15 protein-coding genes, 2 tRNA genes and 1 pseudogene are annotated in these 18564 nt (G+C 41.9%); 6 read left to right on the top strand and 12 right to left on the bottom strand.

Annotated elements, in window-relative coordinates; all coding sequences use genetic code 11:
- A pseudogene (locus tag AC4MDD_RS04995) lies at window positions 1-519 on the bottom strand (TetR/AcrR family transcriptional regulator); the annotation flags it as partial.
- A 435-nt stretch (window positions 520-954) separates the two neighbouring features.
- On the opposite strand from AC4MDD_RS04995, the gene AC4MDD_RS04990 reads away from it, so the two are divergent.
- Window positions 955-2103 carry an acetyltransferase domain-containing protein gene (locus AC4MDD_RS04990; protein ID WP_491882385.1) on the top strand — a complete coding sequence of 383 codons (1149 nt, stop codon included), beginning with the start codon at window positions 955-957 and terminating at the stop codon, window positions 2101-2103.
- Window positions 2104-2225: 122 nt separating this feature from the next.
- Here the strand turns inward: AC4MDD_RS04990 and AC4MDD_RS04985 are convergent, their stop codons facing one another.
- From AC4MDD_RS04985 to greB, 5 genes are all read right to left on the bottom strand, one after another.
- On the bottom strand, window positions 2226-3131 hold the full coding sequence (locus AC4MDD_RS04985) for a DMT family transporter (RefSeq protein ID WP_114836985.1): 906 nt from the start codon (window positions 3129-3131) through the stop codon (window positions 2226-2228).
- Entirely contained in the window at window positions 3128-3706 is a 579-nt protein-coding gene (locus AC4MDD_RS04980; protein ID WP_491882384.1) for a TetR/AcrR family transcriptional regulator, read from the bottom strand. The genes AC4MDD_RS04985 and AC4MDD_RS04980 overlap by 4 nt, the downstream gene beginning before the upstream one ends.
- A gap of 583 nt (window positions 3707-4289) precedes the next feature.
- Window positions 4290-4379 (bottom strand) — tRNA-Ser (locus AC4MDD_RS04975).
- A gap of 220 nt (window positions 4380-4599) precedes the next feature.
- Window positions 4600-4689 (bottom strand) — tRNA-Ser (locus AC4MDD_RS04970).
- An 89-nt stretch (window positions 4690-4778) separates the two neighbouring features.
- The gene (gene greB, locus AC4MDD_RS04965) at window positions 4779-5273 is read right to left on the bottom strand and encodes a transcription elongation factor GreB (RefSeq protein WP_078425340.1); all 495 of its coding nucleotides are present in this window, start codon (window positions 5271-5273) and stop codon (window positions 4779-4781) included.
- Between the two features lie 365 nt (window positions 5274-5638).
- Between greB and AC4MDD_RS04960 the strand changes: the two genes are divergently transcribed.
- The gene (locus tag AC4MDD_RS04960; protein WP_491882383.1) at window positions 5639-6751 is read left to right on the top strand and encodes an MltF family protein; all 1113 of its coding nucleotides are present in this window, start codon (window positions 5639-5641) and stop codon (window positions 6749-6751) included.
- A 67-nt stretch (window positions 6752-6818) separates the two neighbouring features.
- Here the strand turns inward: AC4MDD_RS04960 and AC4MDD_RS04955 are convergent, their stop codons facing one another.
- Window positions 6819-7202: an SCP2 sterol-binding domain-containing protein gene (locus AC4MDD_RS04955; protein WP_279669793.1), complete on the bottom strand. Its 384-nt coding sequence runs from the start codon at window positions 7200-7202 to the stop codon at window positions 6819-6821.
- A 227-nt stretch (window positions 7203-7429) separates the two neighbouring features.
- Window positions 7430-8353 carry a tRNA 2-thiocytidine(32) synthetase TtcA gene (ttcA, locus tag AC4MDD_RS04950; protein WP_004695645.1) on the bottom strand — a complete coding sequence of 308 codons (924 nt, stop codon included), beginning with the start codon at window positions 8351-8353 and terminating at the stop codon, window positions 7430-7432.
- A gap of 502 nt (window positions 8354-8855) precedes the next feature.
- Between ttcA and AC4MDD_RS04945 the strand changes: the two genes are divergently transcribed.
- On the top strand, window positions 8856-9728 hold the full coding sequence (locus AC4MDD_RS04945) for a lytic transglycosylase domain-containing protein (RefSeq protein WP_114836986.1): 873 nt from the start codon (window positions 8856-8858) through the stop codon (window positions 9726-9728).
- A 117-nt stretch (window positions 9729-9845) separates the two neighbouring features.
- Window positions 9846-10751, top strand: a complete 906-nt coding sequence (htpX, locus tag AC4MDD_RS04940; RefSeq protein ID WP_004695643.1) for a protease HtpX — start codon at window positions 9846-9848, stop codon at window positions 10749-10751.
- Window positions 10752-10821: 70 nt separating this feature from the next.
- Here the strand turns inward: htpX and AC4MDD_RS04935 are convergent, their stop codons facing one another.
- The 4 genes from AC4MDD_RS04935 to AC4MDD_RS04920 form a co-directional block, all read right to left on the bottom strand.
- Window positions 10822-11187, bottom strand: coding sequence for a bleomycin resistance protein (locus AC4MDD_RS04935; RefSeq protein ID WP_078425337.1), 366 nt, complete (start codon window positions 11185-11187; stop codon window positions 10822-10824).
- Between the two features lie 6 nt (window positions 11188-11193).
- Complete coding sequence (locus tag AC4MDD_RS04930) at window positions 11194-11787, bottom strand: DUF4112 domain-containing protein (RefSeq protein ID WP_114836987.1); 594 nt, start codon at window positions 11785-11787, stop codon at window positions 11194-11196.
- A 115-nt stretch (window positions 11788-11902) separates the two neighbouring features.
- Window positions 11903-13249 carry a magnesium transporter gene (gene mgtE, locus AC4MDD_RS04925; RefSeq protein ID WP_114836988.1) on the bottom strand — a complete coding sequence of 449 codons (1347 nt, stop codon included), beginning with the start codon at window positions 13247-13249 and terminating at the stop codon, window positions 11903-11905.
- Between the two features lie 134 nt (window positions 13250-13383).
- Entirely contained in the window at window positions 13384-16488 is a 3105-nt protein-coding gene (locus tag AC4MDD_RS04920; RefSeq protein ID WP_491882382.1) for a multidrug efflux RND transporter permease subunit, read from the bottom strand.
- A gap of 257 nt (window positions 16489-16745) precedes the next feature.
- Here AC4MDD_RS04920 and AC4MDD_RS04915 point away from each other — a divergent pair, with 257 nt between their 5' ends.
- Window positions 16746-17885, top strand: coding sequence for a glycerophosphodiester phosphodiesterase (locus tag AC4MDD_RS04915; RefSeq protein WP_491882381.1), 1140 nt, complete (start codon window positions 16746-16748; stop codon window positions 17883-17885).
- 213 nt (window positions 17886-18098) lie between these two features.
- Window positions 18099-18473, top strand: coding sequence for a diacylglycerol kinase (locus tag AC4MDD_RS04910; protein ID WP_078425379.1), 375 nt, complete (start codon window positions 18099-18101; stop codon window positions 18471-18473).
- Window positions 18474-18564: the final 91 nt, after the last annotated feature.

Genomic DNA, 18564 nt, shown 5'->3' with positions numbered 1-18564 from the left:
CTATTCCTTTATCGGCTGTAATAGTTGTTGAGTGGTTTCCAAAGCAAGGTAAAGAGGCTGCTTATCTTGGGCCAATCTTGCCAATAAAGCTGCTCCCAACCACAGTTGATACATCGTCTGTGCCATTTTTTCAGCGTCAATATGCACTGGAATTGAACCATCTTGCTGCCCGGCTTGGATTAGACCCGAAATACGTTCTGTTAACTTACGCACCCCAAAGTTCAAAATCTGACTCATATCTTCAGATAAATCTGAGACTTCTGCTGCCAACTTGACGATCAGACAATTCTCCGCCCATTCCCCATCGCTATGATGTTCAACTCCACTTTCAATATGTGATGGGTTATCAATCCATGCTTGCCAAAGCGCCACGAGACTTGCATAGGCGCTTCGCTGTTCTTGCTGTATCAGCTGATCGATTTTGACTTTATAGTCGGCCAAATACTGCTGGAGTAGCGCACAGCCGAAAGCCTCTTTCGAAGCAAAGTAATAATAGAATGAACCTTTTGGCACATCACAATTCGGTGGTGTTTCAAAAAGTATACTGATTATATTTTAACCACAATTGAAATCTCATAAAGCATTAAAAATATAGTGAATTTAATTTACTTATTTTCAATTTCTCTATTGACAGAATTAACTAGCATACTTTTTGAAACACCACCCACAATTCTTTAGAATTTCTTGTAAACCCACTCCGACAAAACCTTTATGTAATACCAGTTGAAAACTGCTATTTAAAATGTGTAGTCGTGTTGCTTCACTTTTGTCTGATCGTTTCATATCCACACTATGAATCAATAATAGACCAGTCGTCTACAAATTAATGCATCTACCTTTGATACTTCATCTCGAACCATTGGATTGCATATAAATTTTACTGATTGAATTTCAGATATAAATGATTGAAATAAATGTTACATTATACCATAACACTAATTTTCAATTCATCTTATGTCTACACCTTCACAACGTTTACAAGCGATTGACGCCCTCAGAGGATTAGTTATTCTGATTATGATGGTCGATCATGTCAGAGAAACTTTTTATCTCCACCAGCAAGTCCCCGACCCGATGCTGATTCCAGGAACCGAAGAATCCCTTTTCTTTAGCCGGATCTTGGCTCACTTATGTGCACCTGTTTTTGTGGTATTAACAGGCTTATCGGCTTATCTTTACCAAGCAAAAAACAACAGCGCTCAAATGACACGTGAATTTTTACTCAAACGCGGTCTATTTCTGATTTTTCTCGAACTGATCATTATCAACTTCGCTTGGACTGGACAGTTCCCGCCCGATGTCATCTATTTACAAGTAATTTGGGCCATTGGTCTGAGTATGGTGGTTTTAGCAGGCTTGATTGGGCTATCGCAAAAATGGCTCTGGGTGATCAGTCTCAGCATTATTTGTGGACATAATGCGCTGGATCAAGTGTCATTTTCGCAGATGCCGATCCTGCAAAATCTGTGGTTTATTTTACATGAACGTGGTTGGATCGAATTTGGAGATCTGATTCGTTTTAGAACCTCTTACCCAGTACTGCCTTGGATTGGGGTGATTACCCTTGGCTATTGCATCGGTCATACCATATTTAACAGTACATACGATGTCGCAAAAAGAAATCAAATCTTGTTAGGCTTCGGGCTTGCCAGTATCAGCTTATTTATCGTTTTAAGAATGATCAATCTCTATGGCGACCAAGCATGGTCAGTCATGCCGACCAGCACTGAAACCGTTATGAGTTTTTTGAACTTGACCAAGTATCCGCCATCGCTGCTGTTTATTTTGTGGAATGTCGGGCTAGGCTTAGTTCTGTTAGTGTTACTTCAAAGGGTTGAAAGTAAACCTTGGGTCAAACCCTTGATTATCTTTGGTTCCGTGCCAATGTTCTTCTATATCGTACACTTATATGTGCTGAAAGCTCTCTATCTCATTGCGGTCGCTCTGTTTGGCACGACCCATGGCGAATACTTCGGCGTCGATCATGTCTCCACCCTCTGGCTCATTTCGATTATTTTAACTGTAGCTCTCTATCCCTTGATGTTGAAATTTTCAGCCTTTAAACATAAAAACAAACACATTCGCATTCTTAAATACCTATAAAGATTTAAGGTGTATAGCCAATTTCACTGAAATAAGATTGATGCTTAGTCCAACTAGGCATCAAATTTCCCGACACCCGGCAAATATGTTTTATGCGCCAACGAATGTCTGAAGCAAAAAATTTACTTTGCTTTAGTCTGCAATGCTAAGCAAATTGAAATTAAAACCATCCCAATCCAGCCGATTGGTGCAAGTTGTTCTCCCACCAACAGGATTGCAAAAACAGCAGCAACCAAAGGTTCAAATAAGGTCAAGGTAATGGCTTTACTCGCAGGCACAGTTTTTAAGCCATATCCAAATAAAACATAGCCCAAAAACATGGGGATCAACATCATATAACCCACGACATAAAGGTTAATGTTTTCTTCAAACAAGTTTGAACCTGTTATCCATAAAGTCGGAAGTAATAATAAAGAACCAAGCCCGAAGATGAGCCCCATTGACGCTTTTGCATCCATTCCTTGGTCAATCATTCGTTTTGCCGCCCAAGAATATAAAGCATAGGTCAATCCCGCAACCGCCCCTAAAGCAATACCCAACATTGGTCGGTTTTGGGACAAATGCTCCGTGGTTGCCACAGCATGTGATTCCCCGAGAGAAAGTAGCGCAACGCCCGTCACGCCGAATACGAAACTCATCAACCATGTCATCGAAAGTGATTTTCGGTCAAACACCCTTTCTAAAAGTGCGGTAAATAAAGGCGCCGTACCAATCGACACGACCGTACCAATGGTGATGCCTGCATAATGCATCGATGAATAAAAGGCCAAAGGATAAATAAAAACCGCAATTACGCCTACACCGAGCATCACAGCATTGGCTTTGATATGTGCCAGATGGTAGATAATACTTTTTCGTGCCAAAAGTGCCTGTAACAGTCCACCACCGCCCATGGCGGCAGCGCCAACAGCCAAAGGACTCAAATTAGGTGCAAAAGATGCGACTATGCCCGTCGTTCCCCATAGAAAAGCAGCGAACAGCACCGCGATAAAACCATAATTCGGTACTGCAGAAACAGACTGATTCACGTACTGATTTCCTGTGCTAAAAGTATTTTCACCATAGCTGTTGCAGCTTGTACTTTTTCACTCGAGCTTTCCAAGCCCGCTCGCGCAATCGATCCCTCTAGAATAAAAGACAACAACAAAGCCATTTGTTTGACCTTATCTACGTCCAAAATGATAAGGGCAAGCTGTGTAGAGATAATGTTTTCAATTTCATCCTTATGCCGTTTTACAGCCAAGCGCTCGGCGCTGTGCGCTGGGAACTCAGCAGCAGCATTCAACAAACCACAGCCCCGAAAACCTTTTTCATAGGCAAACTCAGCATGGTCTTGATAGGCTTCAAAAACCGCGACAATTTTATCAATAGGGGTATGCGCTTGTTGGTTTCGAAGCGCATACGAATCTAACCACTCTTGGTGCCGTGCTTCTATATAAGAGGTAATCAGGTCAGCCTTGGTCGGGAAATTATTATATAAGGACATTTTGGCAACTTTGGCCTTATCGGTAATGCTATTAATCCCTGTACCGGTAATGCCATCGTTATAAAACAAAATTGCGGCTGCATCTAAAATTTTCTGTTTCGCAGTTTTCGTATTCATCAAACTCAACTAAGTAGACCGATCTACCCAATTTATAGAATCTGTAAAAATATGCAAGACACCTTTGCTTATTTAATGAAGGAAATATCAGATGAATCAAATACGGGAGAATACCCTTCAATCGACCCATCGCAATGGCGGTAGAAAAAAAGCGAAACGGAACTATCGCTCTATACTTTTACAAATCATATGTAGTTCCAACTTATAGGTAAGAAGTTGCTAGATAAACCAAACGAAGGATGCTAAGAACCGTTCAGATGAAATTGAGAAACTTTCGAAAAACTGATCTACCAAAACGACTACTACATAGCACAACAGTGTAGTCTCTATAACTGCTTGTCTGAAAACGAATAGCGAATCTAAAAAGGGATCGAGTTGGACAACTCAAGCTATAGCTGAATACTATAAAAGAAGGTTAAATACCTTAAATAAAAAAAAGCAGTAAGAGAAGGTCTAACTGCTTTTTTTAGAATTTGATCACTGCCGATCTATGTGGTGTGCCCCACACTACTTGCCGTAATGGCCCAACTTAAACTTGGGTTATTGATTACTGATTAATTTTAGTTTGTATTTAAAAATAATTTGGCGGAAGCGGTGAGATTCGAACTCACGGAGGACTCACACCCTCGTCGGTTTTCAAGACCGGTGCATTAAACCGCTCTGCCACGCTTCCATGGGCGCTATCATATAAATAAAAATATTTTTTGGCAAATATTTTTCATCTCACGGCCTGCAAAAAGCCACTATTCAGCTAAAAAATGTTCAATCTCAATAAGATATTAAATTTACAGCCTCTATAGGATGGAAAATTGATCAATAACTCTGGCATCTTTTAAAAATTAACTTTAAAAAAGGCATAAAAAAAACCCTGACTTAGTCAGGGTTTTTGAATTTGGCGGAAGCGGTGAGATTCGAACTCACGGAGGACTCACACCCTCGTCGGTTTTCAAGACCGGTGCATTAAACCGCTCTGCCACGCTTCCATGGGCGACATCATATAAACATTCAATCTACTTGGCAAATACTTTTCTTCAAAAATCACACCAAGTGGCTAAAATTAAAACAAAATCTTTTAGTTCTCTGAACTTTCAGGTATGTCATAACGAATTGAATTGACGTACCAGTGTTTTTTTCCAGTTGGCGTCAACACTTCAATTTCATCATCGACTTGTTTGGACAGTAAAGCCCGTGCCATCGGCGAGTCGATGGAGATGTGCTGCGGGTGATGATCATAAATTTCATCCACCCCAACGATGCGTAAGGTTTTTTGCTCCCCTGCGTCATTTTCAATTTCGACCCAAGCCCCAAAATAAATCTTGCCAGCCTGCTCTTCAGAAAAGTCGATAATACGAAGTTCTTCGAGGCGTTTTCCCAAGTAGCGAACCCGTCGATCAATCTTACGTAAGATCTGTTTGTTGTACTGATAATCCGCGTTTTCACTACGGTCGCCAAGGCTCGCCGCCCAGTTTACTTTCTTGGTAATTTCAGGACGTTCTTCATGCCAAAGCTGCTTTAATTCCGCCACCAATTTGTCGTGACCAGCACGTGTAATTAAGTTTGATTTCATGATGAATGCCGTCTAAATCTGCTTATTGATTTACAACAAAGGATTATTTTATCCCTTATTTCTCCACAACAGAAGTTTATAAAATAAATTCCTGAATTAAATTAAATTGTTATGTTACATTTTTCAAAAAAATATTGCACAAAATTTGACACTTTTAAAATTGCTATATATTATGCGCACATCTTAAATTAGTTGCCTATTTTTTAATCTATGTAGTTTTTCTACATAATCTTCTTAATCCCATGTCATTTTGAATGACGTCATGAATGCCCAACCTCTTATTGAATTTAGACAACTTGAACTCGTTTTAAGGCATGTTTTTGCCTTTGCGTTCTAGGGCATAAATTACTTGTAGCGGAGACAACATGCACAGTAGTTCAACTTCTGGATCGAGGCTTTGCCTTAATTCATTAACTTTCTCTCTCCCGTTGAAAGCCCTTGCTTTAAGTACTTTGTTAATTCCATTTCATAGTATTAATGCAAGTAAGACCTACCAATATGATAACGTCGTCAATCATAATAAATTGACTGTCGTTTCAGTGGAAAACCCAACGACCGTTTTTAAAGATGGTCAGCATTTGCATGGTTTTGGTTATGACCTTGCACGTAACTATGCAGACAGCTTAAATGTAAAGCTAGACTTCAAAACCGTCCCCGATAATGCTACAGCACTTAAATGGGTCGCACAGGGCAAAGCAAATTTTGCAATGACGACGGCAAGTGTTCAAACGATTGAACAAAAAAGTCTCGCAACCTTTTCTGCAACTTGTGGTGATTTAAACGTTTTACGTAAAAATGGCCTCAATACTGGGCTGAACTGGGTATTTAAACATGCAAATGATCCATTGACGCAAACGGCGAGTGGATTTGTCTGCCGTGGTAAACAATCTGGTTCAATTGGTCAATTGGCCTCTTTTTACAACCGTAATGTCGTGAAGCCTGAAAACTGGAATACGATTCAACGCGATTTGCGTCAGCGTATGCCGATCTATAAGGCCAGTTTTAAAAGTACAGCGCAAAAGTACGATTTAGATTGGCACTTATTGGCAGCGATTGGTTATCAAGAGTCTTATCTTAAGCCAAACTCCGTTTCTCCCACGGGTGTTCGCGGTTTGATGATGTTGACCAATAGCACAGCCAAAGCCATGGGTGTAAGTAACCGTACCGATCCTGCGCAAAGCATTCAAGGTGGTGCCAAGTACTACGACCAAATGCTGAGTCGCTATGAGGATATCCCCTTCCCTGACCGTAACTGGTATGCATTGGTTGCCTACAATATGGGACCGGGTGCGGTGAATCAGATTCAAAAACGGATTCAGGCACAAGGTAAAGACCCTAATAACTGGCTCAATTTGTATGCTTACTTACAACAGAACCAAGCAAAGAATGGCCGTTACCGTCAAGCACTACAGTATGTGACACGTATTCGTGCTTATCTTGAACATATTAAAACCACGCCGCAGTTGGTCAATATCTAAAAGATCCTCTCTATCGGCATAAAAAAAGCTTACCTATAAAGGTAAGCTTTTTTTTATTTCAGAACACTTAAGCTGTTTGCTCAAGCACTTTCTTAAATAAATCTTTTTGCTCTTGGCTTGGCTTCGCTGTTTGCAATGCCATCAACTGTGACATATCGCCTTGAACTTTTATTTTACCCGTCATGAACGCTTGCATTGCTGCAGCCATATCAAACTCAAGGAACACTTTACGTAGTGTTTCAGCATCCATGTTCAAGGTTGTTTTCGCGTTTGAAGACAAGCCTTTTTTAATTGCGCCGCCATCTAAAGATAATTCGGTATTACCCGTATTGTCAGCAACAACTAAGTTAATTGCAAGATTCGCAAGTGCTGGCGGCAGGTTCAAATTCCCCGCTTGAGCAGTTAATGTTTCTACAGTTGAAAACCAATCATCAGTTAAAAAAGCAGGCATGATGTTTCCTCAATTCTTTGTTCGTTGTGTGCTGCCTATCCAGGCGGCATCATTGTGAAGCTAAATATGCTCGGAGATTGTTATAGCATGTATATCCTACATGTGCCTAAAGTTTTTTGTACGTACCGTTCATATTTTATATTTCTTATACAAAGTTTATCAAAATCATCCACATAAAAAAAACACCAATCATTGATTGGTGTTTTGCATTGGCTTAACTGACAAAATTAGTCTGCTGCAAAGCCAAGATTAACCATGTTAATGCGTTTGTTCTCTGGTTCATCTTCCGTTGAACAACTTTCACCTTTAAAGTCGAATTCACGTTCGCTATCTAACGCTTCAAAGTCGAATAACTCACGGTCTGCCAGCTGCGATGGCGAGACATTTTGCAAGGCACCAAAAATACTGTGTAGACGCTTTGGATGTGCTTTATCCCACTCACGCAACATGTCATTTAACATGGCACGTTGCAGATTTTCCTGAGAACCACACAAGTTACACGGAATAATCGGGAACTGGCGCATTTCAGCATATTTAATAATGTCTTTTTCTTCCACATAAGCCAGTGGGCGAATTAAGATGTTCTTTTTATCTGAGGATAACAATTTAGGAGGCATCGCCTTTAAGCTGCCGCCATGGAATAAGTTCAAGAAGAAGGTCGCCAAGATATCATCACGGTGATGCCCCAACGCCACTTTGGTCGCGCCAATTTCTTGCGCAAAGCCGTATAAAGAGCCACGGCGTAAGCGTGAACAGACTGCACAGTAGGTTTTGCCTTCAGGCGTTAAACGTTTGGTGATGCTGTAGGTGTCTTTTTCTAAGATATAGTAGGGAATATTATTCTCTTCTAAATAACGTGGTAACACGTCCTCAGGGAAACCGGGTTGCTTCTGGTCCAAATTCACAGCCACCACATCAAAATTGATCGGTGCAATGCGTTTAAACTGCAACATAATATCGAGCAAGGTATAACTGTCCTTACCACCGGAAATGCAGACCATCACTTTATCGCCTTCTTCGATCATTTTAAAATCGCGAATGGCATGACCCACCTGACGGCGTAACTTTTTCAACAGACGATAATACGCAGAGCTAGTGGGTAGTTCTGGTTTAAAATTAAATCCCTGATTGGACTCAACTGGCGAGAACATAGACGAGTTAAACCTTAAAAAAAATACCGCGCAATTTTATCCGATTCACAGCCATCTCGCACCTAAAGAATGTAAATTCTCATGAATTGTCATTGCTGTCATATTCATGTATTGAAATCGGTTTAACTTTGAACGATTGCGTTCATATTTTAGCTGAACTGCTTATGTTTTGGACTTTTCCACATTTTTCCACAAAAGCTGGGGATAACTTTGTGGATTCTAATCGACTTGACAGGGTGTTCCCCCCACTCTTTAAGGCTTCTATTTAAATTGATCATTTTTTGATCAATTTATTTACTATTAAATTTCAATAACTTAACCCAGTCAAGCAATCCTCATTAAAAATAAATTAATTATTTTTTTTGATTACTTGCTCAACAATTTGACTTGATTTTTACAAAGACATAGATTTTTTGAACTTAAAATAGTTTCAGACTGTTCTTTTTTTGCTAAACTCATTTCTAGTCACTGAAATCGATTTTTTTACAATTAATAATAGATAATGAAAAATAAGCTGCTTTTGAGTCGTTTTTACGTTTTGGGGTGTATGATGATTTCGTTCATGGCACTGGATTGTCACGCGGGTCAAACTATCTACCAATTGAGAGATTCCAACGGTACGACCTTGTTAACCAATAAACAAAGTCGTTATAGCAACTTAAAAGTCGAAAAGAAAACCTATTATCCAGACAGTAATATCCACAGTTATAGTAACTGGGGGGCTTCTGAGTCTTCTGTGTTACCTAGTTATAGTCGTAACAAAAATGCTTTTGACCACATTATTCGCCAAGCGGCTCAAACCCACGGCGTTTCTGAAGGCTTAATTAAAGCGGTCATGCATACCGAATCAGGCTTTAATGTCAATGCACGCTCACCTGTTGGGGCTCAGGGGCTTATGCAACTCATGCCTGCGACAGCACGGCGCTTTAATGTCTCTAATGCGTATGATCCGCAGCAGAACATAAATGCAGGTGCCAAGTATTTAGCATGGCTGATGAAACGCTTTAACGGCAACACCAGTCTTGCGCTTGCAGGCTACAATGCTGGCGAAGGCAATGTACAAAAGTACGGCGGTATTCCACCCTTCCGTGAAACTCAAGACTATGTTCGCCGCGTGAGTAGCCGTTATAGCAATCTATATGCGGGCGGGATCAACATTTCTGCAGGCTCAAATAACACACCAGCCAATGCTCAAGTCATTGCGCAATCTACACATTACGATGCAGACTCTTCTCCAAGCACACAACTCAGTGTGAGTCGTAGCGCACCTTCACGCCAAATTATCCTCGCAGCTGATGGCAGTTTTACTGATGCGCCTGGTTCCTATGCCACGGCCAATGCAACCGCCTCTGCCCGCATCCAAATTTCAGAATAATTTTTATAGCAGTTTTATTATTTTTTCTTGAATTTTGATGAGTTTCACCTCATATTGAGATCAATGATTTTCGATTTATAAATCAGATTATTTTTTTATTATAAGAGGATTTTCTCAATGATGCGGATTGGTTTGTTCTTGCTAACCAACCTCGCGGTACTGGTTGTAGCTGGCATTATCTTGTCACTCTTCGGTGTCGGTAGTTACCATGGCGCGGGTGGCTTAAATCTAGGTAACCTACTGGTTATCTGTTTTGTCTTTGGTATGGTTGGCTCAATGATTTCTCTATTCATGTCAAAATGGATGGCGAAAAAAACAACTGGTACAGAGTTAATTGACCCCAATGCCCCGCGCAACCAAGCTGAAGCATGGTTGTTACAAGAAGTCGCTCAATTGGCGCAACGTTCTGGTATTAAAATGCCAGAAGTCGGTATTTTCCCGTCTTACCAATCTAATGCTTTTGCTACAGGTTGGAACAAGAACGATGCATTAGTTGCAGTTTCTACCGGCTTACTTGAGCGTATGAATAAAGACGAGCTTCGCGCAGTCTTGGCTCACGAAATTGGTCACGTGGCCAATGGTGACATGGTGACTTTGGCGCTGGTTCAAGGTGTCGTGAACGCCTTTGTGATGTTCTTTGCACGTGTCGCAGGTGATTTCATTGACCGTAATGTCTTTGGTCGTGAAGACGGTGAAGCACCAGGTTTAGCTTATTTTGCCATTACCATCGTGCTTGATATTGTCTTTGGTATTTTAGCTTCTGCAATCGTGATGTGGTTCTCCCGCTACCGCGAATATCGTGCAGATGAAGCAGGCGCGCGTCTTGCAGGCAAACAAGCAATGATTTCAGCCTTGTTACGTTTACAAGCCGAGTCACAACTTCCAGATGCGATGCCTAAAGAAATGAAAGCGTTTGCGATCGCGGCAGGTCAAGAGCAAGGCTTTAGTTTAGCTGCTTTGTTCCAAACCCACCCAACGATTGAACAACGTGTTGCTGCTTTACAACAGCTCGATTGTCCATAAACAATTCGTTCACTAGATTTGAAAAAGCCTCCGCATGGAGGCTTTTTTGTGACTCGGCATAAGAACATTTTCATTCAATCGTCACTTCGATGCAGCGTAATAAACTGCCATTTGGGTCAATGATGCAAAACTGGCGGATCTCATCAAAATCCTGAATATCGGTCATACGAGCGCTTTCCCACAACGACCAATTCACTTTAGACCAGTATTCATAATAGGGTTGAATTTCCGCTACGCGAATACAGGCACTATGCCATGAACTATTTGGGTCTAAATGCGGATGATGGAAAAATTCCAGTGTCATTTCGCCCAAACGCAGAATCATCCACTCTGCGGACTGATAAACCAGATTAAAGCCCAAGCTTTGATAAAATGAAGAAGTGCACGCCAAATCAATCGCTGGCAAATTTGCCGTAATCTGACCTTCAAATTTCATGAGTGGCTATCCTAAGTTTAGTCCCTGTAACCAATGCCACATCACACTACCACCCCACCACAATAAGCCCATAAAACACACCAAAAAGATCAGGCCAAACAAATCTGGGATGTGTAGCCAAAGCCATGCCACTACTGGGTTTCGCCAAAATGCGGACTGTTGCTGTTTCTTTTCCAATTTTTCATGAAGAAAAGGATGAGTCACATGATGCTCTGAATGGATTTGGTATTCTTCCCGAATATGGTCATGAACCACATCCAGTGCTTTACGACTCGGACGTATAAAAATATCAAACAGTGTTCCTAGAACAGGGATAAAACCGACGACGGCATCAATCATAGCCAGCTTCAATACTGGACTCAATTTCTCTTGCGGTACACCAATTTGCTTGGCTTTATAAATGGCATAACACGTTAGGGCAAAACCTGCGATATCCCCAGCAATCGGAACAGTACTCAACGCAGCATCTGCACCGACCCCCTGCTTGGTGAACGGGATACGCACCACAGAATCCATCATATTGGCATATTTGGCCAAATCACGCTCTAAACGAATGACATCTTGCTGGCTCATTTTTTTTTGTTCTAAGGATTCAGGCATGTTGTTACTGACCTCCATCATTTCAACCACATTAACATCATAAACCCGCTGAATTATGCTGGTTTTTATGACTTTTTTCTGTGCTAACTTTGTGCTGAAACAATTGCTTGCAAGCTTAAGACAAGGTCAGAATTTGCGACGCAATCAGCAGATATACCACCACGCCTGACGCATCACAAATTGAGGTGACCAAAGGTGCGGATGCACTGGCTGGGTCGAGTTTCATGCGGTTTAAGATAAACGGCAGACTCATACCAATCAAACAACCCATCAACACAATGCCCATCATACTCAGTGCCAATACTACAGCGACCAGAATATCCCCACGGAAATAGCCCAAGATGGAGACTGCCATTGCCATGGTTCCACCCAAGCACAGTGCAACCAAACTTTCACGTCCTAGCAAATAAAACCAGTCTTTAAAATGTACATCGCCCGTTGCCAGTGCACGTACCATTAAGGTTGCAGACTGAGACCCCGCATTTCCCCCACTTCCCACCAGTAAAGGAAGGAAAAATACCAAAACGATATGTGCCGCAATCAAGTCTTCAAAGTGTGCAATTCCTAGTCCCGAGAGTAAACTACCAAAAACCAGAAACACCAACCAAAACACCCGCTTCTGATACAGTAATAGGATTGGAGCCGTTTTAATACTCATCTGCGGACTGGCCGCAACCGCACTACTTTTTAGAATATCTTCTGTGGTTTCTTGTTGCACCACATCCATTGCATCGTCATAAGTCACAATCCCCAATAGACGCTGCTGCTCATCGACAATGGGCAAAGCCATAAAATCATAATGAGCCAGTTTCTGTGCAATACTTTCCTGATCCTCACTGACTAAACCCGTAATGACATGACTGGTCATAACCTGTCCAATCAATTGCTCAGGCGGAGACTGAATAATTTGCCGCAGCGAAATCACCCCGTGTAAATAACGCGAGGCATCGGTCACATAGATGAGATATAAAGTTTCACTTTCCGCTGCATGCTGTCGTATATGTTGAATCGCCTGTTGCATGGTCATTTCGGCATGTACCGTAATGACTTCAGTGCTCATAATTGCACCCGCAGACTCAGCTGGATAGTGCATTAAATCATTCAGCTGGGCTTGAACATGCGCATCTAGCTGCGGAAAAATCTGACCTTGAACCTCTTGTGCCAAGCTTTGAAATAAATCAGTACGGTCATCCGAATGCATATGAGCCAGTAGCTTCACCAGCAAAGCCTGAGGCAATTGCGCTGCTAGCTGCTGCTGCTGGGTTAATGCTAAAAACTCAAAGACATAACTGGCTTGTGGTAATTGTTCCAATAGCCGAATTTGGTCATTTATAGGCAGGCCCATTAAAATATCAGCCAAATACGCAGTGCTGTACTGTTTCAAACTTTGAATAAAAGCATGGTTATCGGGCTGATTTAATTGCTCTTGGAAATCTTGCTGTGAAAATGACGGATTTGGCATACACCACTCAAATATTGTTTTCTTTATCTATGCGAGTATAGCAAACGATCTTTAAATGTCAGGCCTTTCAGCCTGATTGGGTTAAAGGTTCGCTTTGCCTATTCAGACTGCACACGAATGTTTCGGATTCGATCTTAAACCTCGTCCTGAGGTGTTCGTCCATGAAACACACGGCGAACCAAGACATACATTAAAGGAATAAACAGCAATACCAACACCGTGCCAAAAATCACGCCACCAAGTACACTCACCCCAATTTCCTGACGACTTGCGGCCCCTGCACCAAAAGCAAAGACCAGAGGTGTAACACCCGCGCCAAAAGCCAAAGACGTCATTAAAATCGGGCGTAACCGTAAGCTTGCGCCTTCCAAGGCAGCTTCAATTGCGGTTTGGCCTTTTTGCTGCGCCAGTGAAGCAAATTCCACAATTAAAATCGCATTTTTACAGGACAGACCAATTGTAGTCAGCAAGGCAATTTGAAAGTAAATATCATTCGGAAAACCCGTCAGATAACTGAACAAAATATTGCCACCGATACCGAGTGGAATCGCACTCATGACTGCAGTTGGAATACTCCAACTTTCATAAAGTGCAGCAAGGCATAAAAAGATAAAGCCTATGGAGACCAAATACAGCAGCAATGCTTGGTTATTGGACTTGTTTTCCTCGAACGATAACCCGCTCCAAGCCAAATCTATACCATCATGCCCTCGTACCATGTTTTGTACGTCTTGCATGGCTTGTCCAGAACTAACATTTTGTGCTGTATCCGCCTCCATTTCTAGTGCGGTATAGCCCATAAAGCGATTCACTACCTCAGGGCCTCCGCTCCAAGACACTTGGGCAAAATTTGTAAAAGGAATCATTTGGTTCAAATCATTCCGTACGGTCCATGCTTGAAGATCGTCAGGTTTTGAACGAAACTCGGCATCCCCTTGCATAATTACACGCTTAATCCGACCACGGTCAATAAAGTCATTGATATAACTTCCGCCCCAAGCACTGGATAAAGTACTATTAATAGCGGTCTGACTCAGTCCATTGGCCAAAGCTTGTTTTTGGTTTACATCCACTTTGAGTTCCGCTTTATCTGGATTAGAACGTTTATCTAAATTGCTAAAACTAGAATACTGCTTGGATGCTTCCTGCAAAGTTTTGAACTGGGCTTCTAAATAGACACGACCTTCGCCATTGATATCACGTATCCAAAACTCCATGCCATCGGTTTGCCCTAAGCCACTGACTGAAGACGGCATATTTACATTAATTTGTGCATTTCGATGCGATCTAAAATGAGCAATCGCCCGTTCTCGAATCGCTTGTGCGGAGTTCTCTTTCCCCTTACGTTCATCCCAATGTTTCAACGCAATAAAACCCTGACCTAAATTTTGTCCCGTCCCCGAGAAATTACGCCCATAGCGGATCATCACCAAATTAATATTGGCATCTTCTTTATCTAAAAAGTATTGGCGAATTTCTTCACCCACCACACGGCTTTGACTCAACGGTGCGCCATCGGCCAGTTTAAACTGCACACTTAAAATACCCTGATCTTCACTGGGAATAAAACTGGTCGGTAATGCCCGATAAAACAGCGCAAAGACGGCAATGAGCGCCACAAAAACCACCAGCATGATTTTACTGTGCTGAATGGTCTGAGTACTCAACTTTAAATAACGCTGTTTTAGCTGATCCAATTTCAGATTAAACCAAGTTGCCCATCGTGCCGATTTATCATTGGGTTTTAAAATTAAGGCGCACAACGCTGGTGTCAGAATCAATGCGACCAGCAGCGATAGCGCCATGGCAGCAACTAAGGTCATTGAAAACTGACGGTAGATCACTCCTGTCGAACCACCGAAAAAAGCCATGGGAATAAATACTGCGGTTAACACCAAAGTAATCCCAATTAATGCCCCACTGATTTCCTGCATCGATGCAATTGAGGCTTGTTGAGCACTCATCTGCTGTTCATGCATCAGCCGCTCAACGTTTTCCACCACCACAATCGCATCATCCACCAGAAGCCCAATCGCTAAGACCAACGCAAATAAGGTTAAGGTGTTGATACTCATGCCGAGCACATACAGAATGGCGAGCGTGCCTAAAATTACAACAGGTACTGTGATAGTCGGAATCAACGTTGCACGCCAATTTTGCAAAAATACAAACATGACCACAATCACCAAAAGCACTGCTTCAAACAGTGTTTTGACCACTTCCTTAATCGACTCTTGCACAAAAGGCGTGTTATCACGTGGATAAACAATTTGATAGCCTTCAGGCAGTTTAGAAGATAAACGGGCAACCTCTTGCTTAATCAATGCAGACGTCGCTAAGGCATTGGCACCTGAAGAAAGTGAAATGCCCATCCCCGCTGAAGGAAAACCATTAATAGTATTAAACGACTGGTAATTTTCTGCGCCTAGTTCCACCCGTGCGACGTCTTTTAAATAAATAAAACTGCCATCGCGGGTCGATTTAACAATGATGTTTTCGAATTCTTCAACGGTTTTTAGACGTGTACCGGAGGTGACTTTGGCATTTAAATATTGGTCGGATAGGCTGGGTAACTCGCCAATTGCCCCTGCGGCCACTTGCGTGTTTTGCGCTTCAACCGCCGCACGAATATCACTCGGCATCAGTCCATATTGACGCAATTTGTGCGGATTCAGCCATAAGCGCATGGCATACTGCGCGCCAAAGACATCAACCTCACCAACCCCATCAATACGGGCTAAATCTTGCTCCAAATGCGTCATCATATAATCTGACAGTGCAATATTGCTGCTTTTGCCTGTTTGGTCATATAAACCAATCACCATGTGCGTATCGCCAAGCGACTTATAGACATTGACCCCTTGACGCTGTACATCTTCGGGTAAACGGTTAATCACCCCATTGATGGCATTTTGTACTTGCACCTGAGCTATATCTGGGTCGGTTCCATTTTCAAAACTAATGCTGATTCGACTACGGCCATTCGAGTCACTGCTCGAACTAAAATACAGCAAATGATCAATCCCTTTAATTTGCTGTTCTAAAACCTGAGTAACACTCTCCTCCACCGTCTCTGCCGATGCACCTGTATATGTTGCACTCACCGTAATTCGCGGAGGTGCAATATCGGGGTAGCGCTCTACAGGCAACTGAAAGGTGGCAAATAAACCAAATGCCATCACGATAATCGCCAGCACACCAGCAAAAATTGGACGATGAATAAAATATTTAGACAGCATGGGTCTGCGGTACTCTTGGGTCTGAGGCTAGATCTAGCAACTGGGCATCACTTCATGCTTGATCTTCTATGACGAATCATTAAAAAACAAGACTTAACAACATGAAATAGAACATTAGAGCTAAATATGAAGAAACTATGAAGAAAGCTTTTTGACCAATTGATGACATCCTGTAATTTTTCGCAATTTGTCATTGATCTGAGATATTAAAATTGAACACTGAGTCCGCAACACCACAATAAAATGTTGAGGAACACATGTTAAAAAGAACATTATTGAGTTTTATTTTTTTAGGCTTATTGGGCTGTCATCATGATGAGAAAGACAATGCAGCGTCCCAGCCGCCCCTAAACAACGCCGAATACATTGAGCCTGAATTCCTCATTATTGGACATCGCGGCGCCAGCGCGTTACGCCCTGAACACACCTTAGCCGCTTATCAAAAAGCGATTGATGATGGTGCAGATTTTATTGAGCCTGATTTGGTGCCAACTCTAGACGGTTATTTAGTCGCTCGCCATGAAAATGAAATCGGAGGAACCACCAATGTCAGCAGCTTACCGCAGTTTGCAGAACGCAAGACCAGTAAAGTCGTTGATGGCGTGACTTACACAGGTTGGTTTACTGAAGACTTTACTTTAAACGAGCTGAAGCAACTGAAGGCACGAGAACGTATTCCAGAGATTCGTCCAGCAAATGTCCGATATAATGATCAATTTGATCTGCCCACTTTAGATGAAATTATTGAACTCGTAGATGCACACTATAAAAAGACAGGAAAAATTGTGGGCCTGTATATCGAAACCAAACATCCCAGCTATTTCCAAGGTCTCAATTTGGCCATGGAGCAACGCCTATTAACCACGCTGGCCAAACACACCTATAGTCGTGACATTGCACCTGTCTATATCCAGTCGTTTGAAGTCAGTAACTTAAAACAGATGCGTCAACAGTTAGATCAATTAAAATCGATTCAACATGCCAAAATTATTCAACTCTATGGCGGTAACTCCGAACAACCTGCCGATGCTGTGCTTGCCAAATCAACACTCCGCTATAGTGATATGGCAACACCTCAAGGACTGAAAGACGTCGCAAGTTATGCACATGGTGTTGGGCCAAGTAAAACCTATATCGTGCCCAATACTCAGCCGGCGACCCCGACCAGTTTTGTGAACGATGCACATACAGTGGGCTTAAAAGTACATCCTTATACCCTACGCCCTGAAAACAATTTCTTAGCAGACTATTTAGACTGTAGCGCTATTGCCGCTGAAAAGTGCGAAAAAGGTGCGCTGGCTGAGTTTGAAGTTTTCTTTAAAGCTGGAGTGGATGGTGTGTTTACCGATGACCCTGCTTTAGGACGCCAAGCCGCCGATGCTTTTTTGAAAAAATAGAATAAGTCACACAAACTAAACCAAACATTTAAACAGCTTGTTGACGTCAAACCCATATCCATCCTTTTAACTATAGAGATTAAAAAGCAGGCTTTTTAATCTCTTTCTCCTTACTTTAGGTGCGCATAGATTAAGCACTTTTTGAATACTATAATTAAGTGACTTTTAATATAGATCATGTATTGTGGCTGAAATTTTAAAATGGTTGATGGTATGAGCCAATATTCCCCACTCAAAGGCAAGTCAGGTTTTAAGCGTATTTTTAATGCAACACATTATTCCATTTCAGGTTTTAAGGCTGCATTTGCGCACGAAGCTGCGTTTCGCCAAGTCCTGCTGATTAACCTGATTCTGATTCCAACAAGCTTTTTTTGTGATGTCAGTCGCTTAGAACAAGCCCTCATGGTAGCAGTCTGTTTACTTGCAATTATTGTTGAATTGTTCAATTCAGCCATTGAGGCGATTGTGGATCGTATTTCATTGGAGCGCCATGAGCTTTCAAAAAATGCCAAAGACATGGGAAGTGCTGCACAGTTTGTTTCTTTAAGTATTATCTTTATTGTTTGGCTGCTGATTCTGATGCCTTAACATTTTTGTTCAATATTTCACGCTCAAGCTGTTCAACAAGCTTAAAATTAAGTCATAAAAAACCCTGCTTTCGCAGGGTTTTCTTTTGAAT

The sequence above is a fragment of the Acinetobacter sp. CAU_H_29a_1 genome (genome assembly GCF_058599505.1).
The sequence above is the reverse complement of the archived record's forward strand: the minus strand, read 5'-3'. Positions and strand labels throughout refer to the sequence as shown.

Coding starts and splice junctions, on each gene's coding strand:
- AC4MDD_RS04945 (WP_114836986.1), top strand. CDS start 8,856: ATGAAAAATAAGCTGCTTTTGAGTCGTTTTTACGTTTTGGGGTGTATG.
- AC4MDD_RS04980 (WP_491882384.1), bottom strand. CDS start 3,706: ATGAATACGAAAACTGCGAAACAGAAAATTTTAGATGCAGCCGCAATT.
- AC4MDD_RS04990 (WP_491882385.1), top strand. CDS start 955: ATGTCTACACCTTCACAACGTTTACAAGCGATTGACGCCCTCAGAGGA.
- AC4MDD_RS04955 (WP_279669793.1), bottom strand. CDS start 7,202: ATGCCTGCTTTTTTAACTGATGATTGGTTTTCAACTGTAGAAACATTA.
- AC4MDD_RS04910 (WP_078425379.1), top strand. CDS start 18,099: ATGAGCCAATATTCCCCACTCAAAGGCAAGTCAGGTTTTAAGCGTATT.
- mgtE (WP_114836988.1), bottom strand. CDS start 13,249: ATGCCAAATCCGTCATTTTCACAGCAAGATTTCCAAGAGCAATTAAAT.
- AC4MDD_RS04920 (WP_491882382.1), bottom strand. CDS start 16,488: ATGCTGTCTAAATATTTTATTCATCGTCCAATTTTTGCTGGTGTGCTG.
- AC4MDD_RS04935 (WP_078425337.1), bottom strand. CDS start 11,187: ATGAAATTTGAAGGTCAGATTACGGCAAATTTGCCAGCGATTGATTTG.
- AC4MDD_RS04960 (WP_491882383.1), top strand. CDS start 5,639: ATGCACAGTAGTTCAACTTCTGGATCGAGGCTTTGCCTTAATTCATTA.
- ttcA (WP_004695645.1), bottom strand. CDS start 8,353: ATGTTCTCGCCAGTTGAGTCCAATCAGGGATTTAATTTTAAACCAGAA.
- AC4MDD_RS04915 (WP_491882381.1), top strand. CDS start 16,746: ATGTTAAAAAGAACATTATTGAGTTTTATTTTTTTAGGCTTATTGGGC.
- AC4MDD_RS04930 (WP_114836987.1), bottom strand. CDS start 11,787: ATGCCTGAATCCTTAGAACAAAAAAAAATGAGCCAGCAAGATGTCATT.
- htpX (WP_004695643.1), top strand. CDS start 9,846: ATGATGCGGATTGGTTTGTTCTTGCTAACCAACCTCGCGGTACTGGTT.
- greB (WP_078425340.1), bottom strand. CDS start 5,273: ATGAAATCAAACTTAATTACACGTGCTGGTCACGACAAATTGGTGGCG.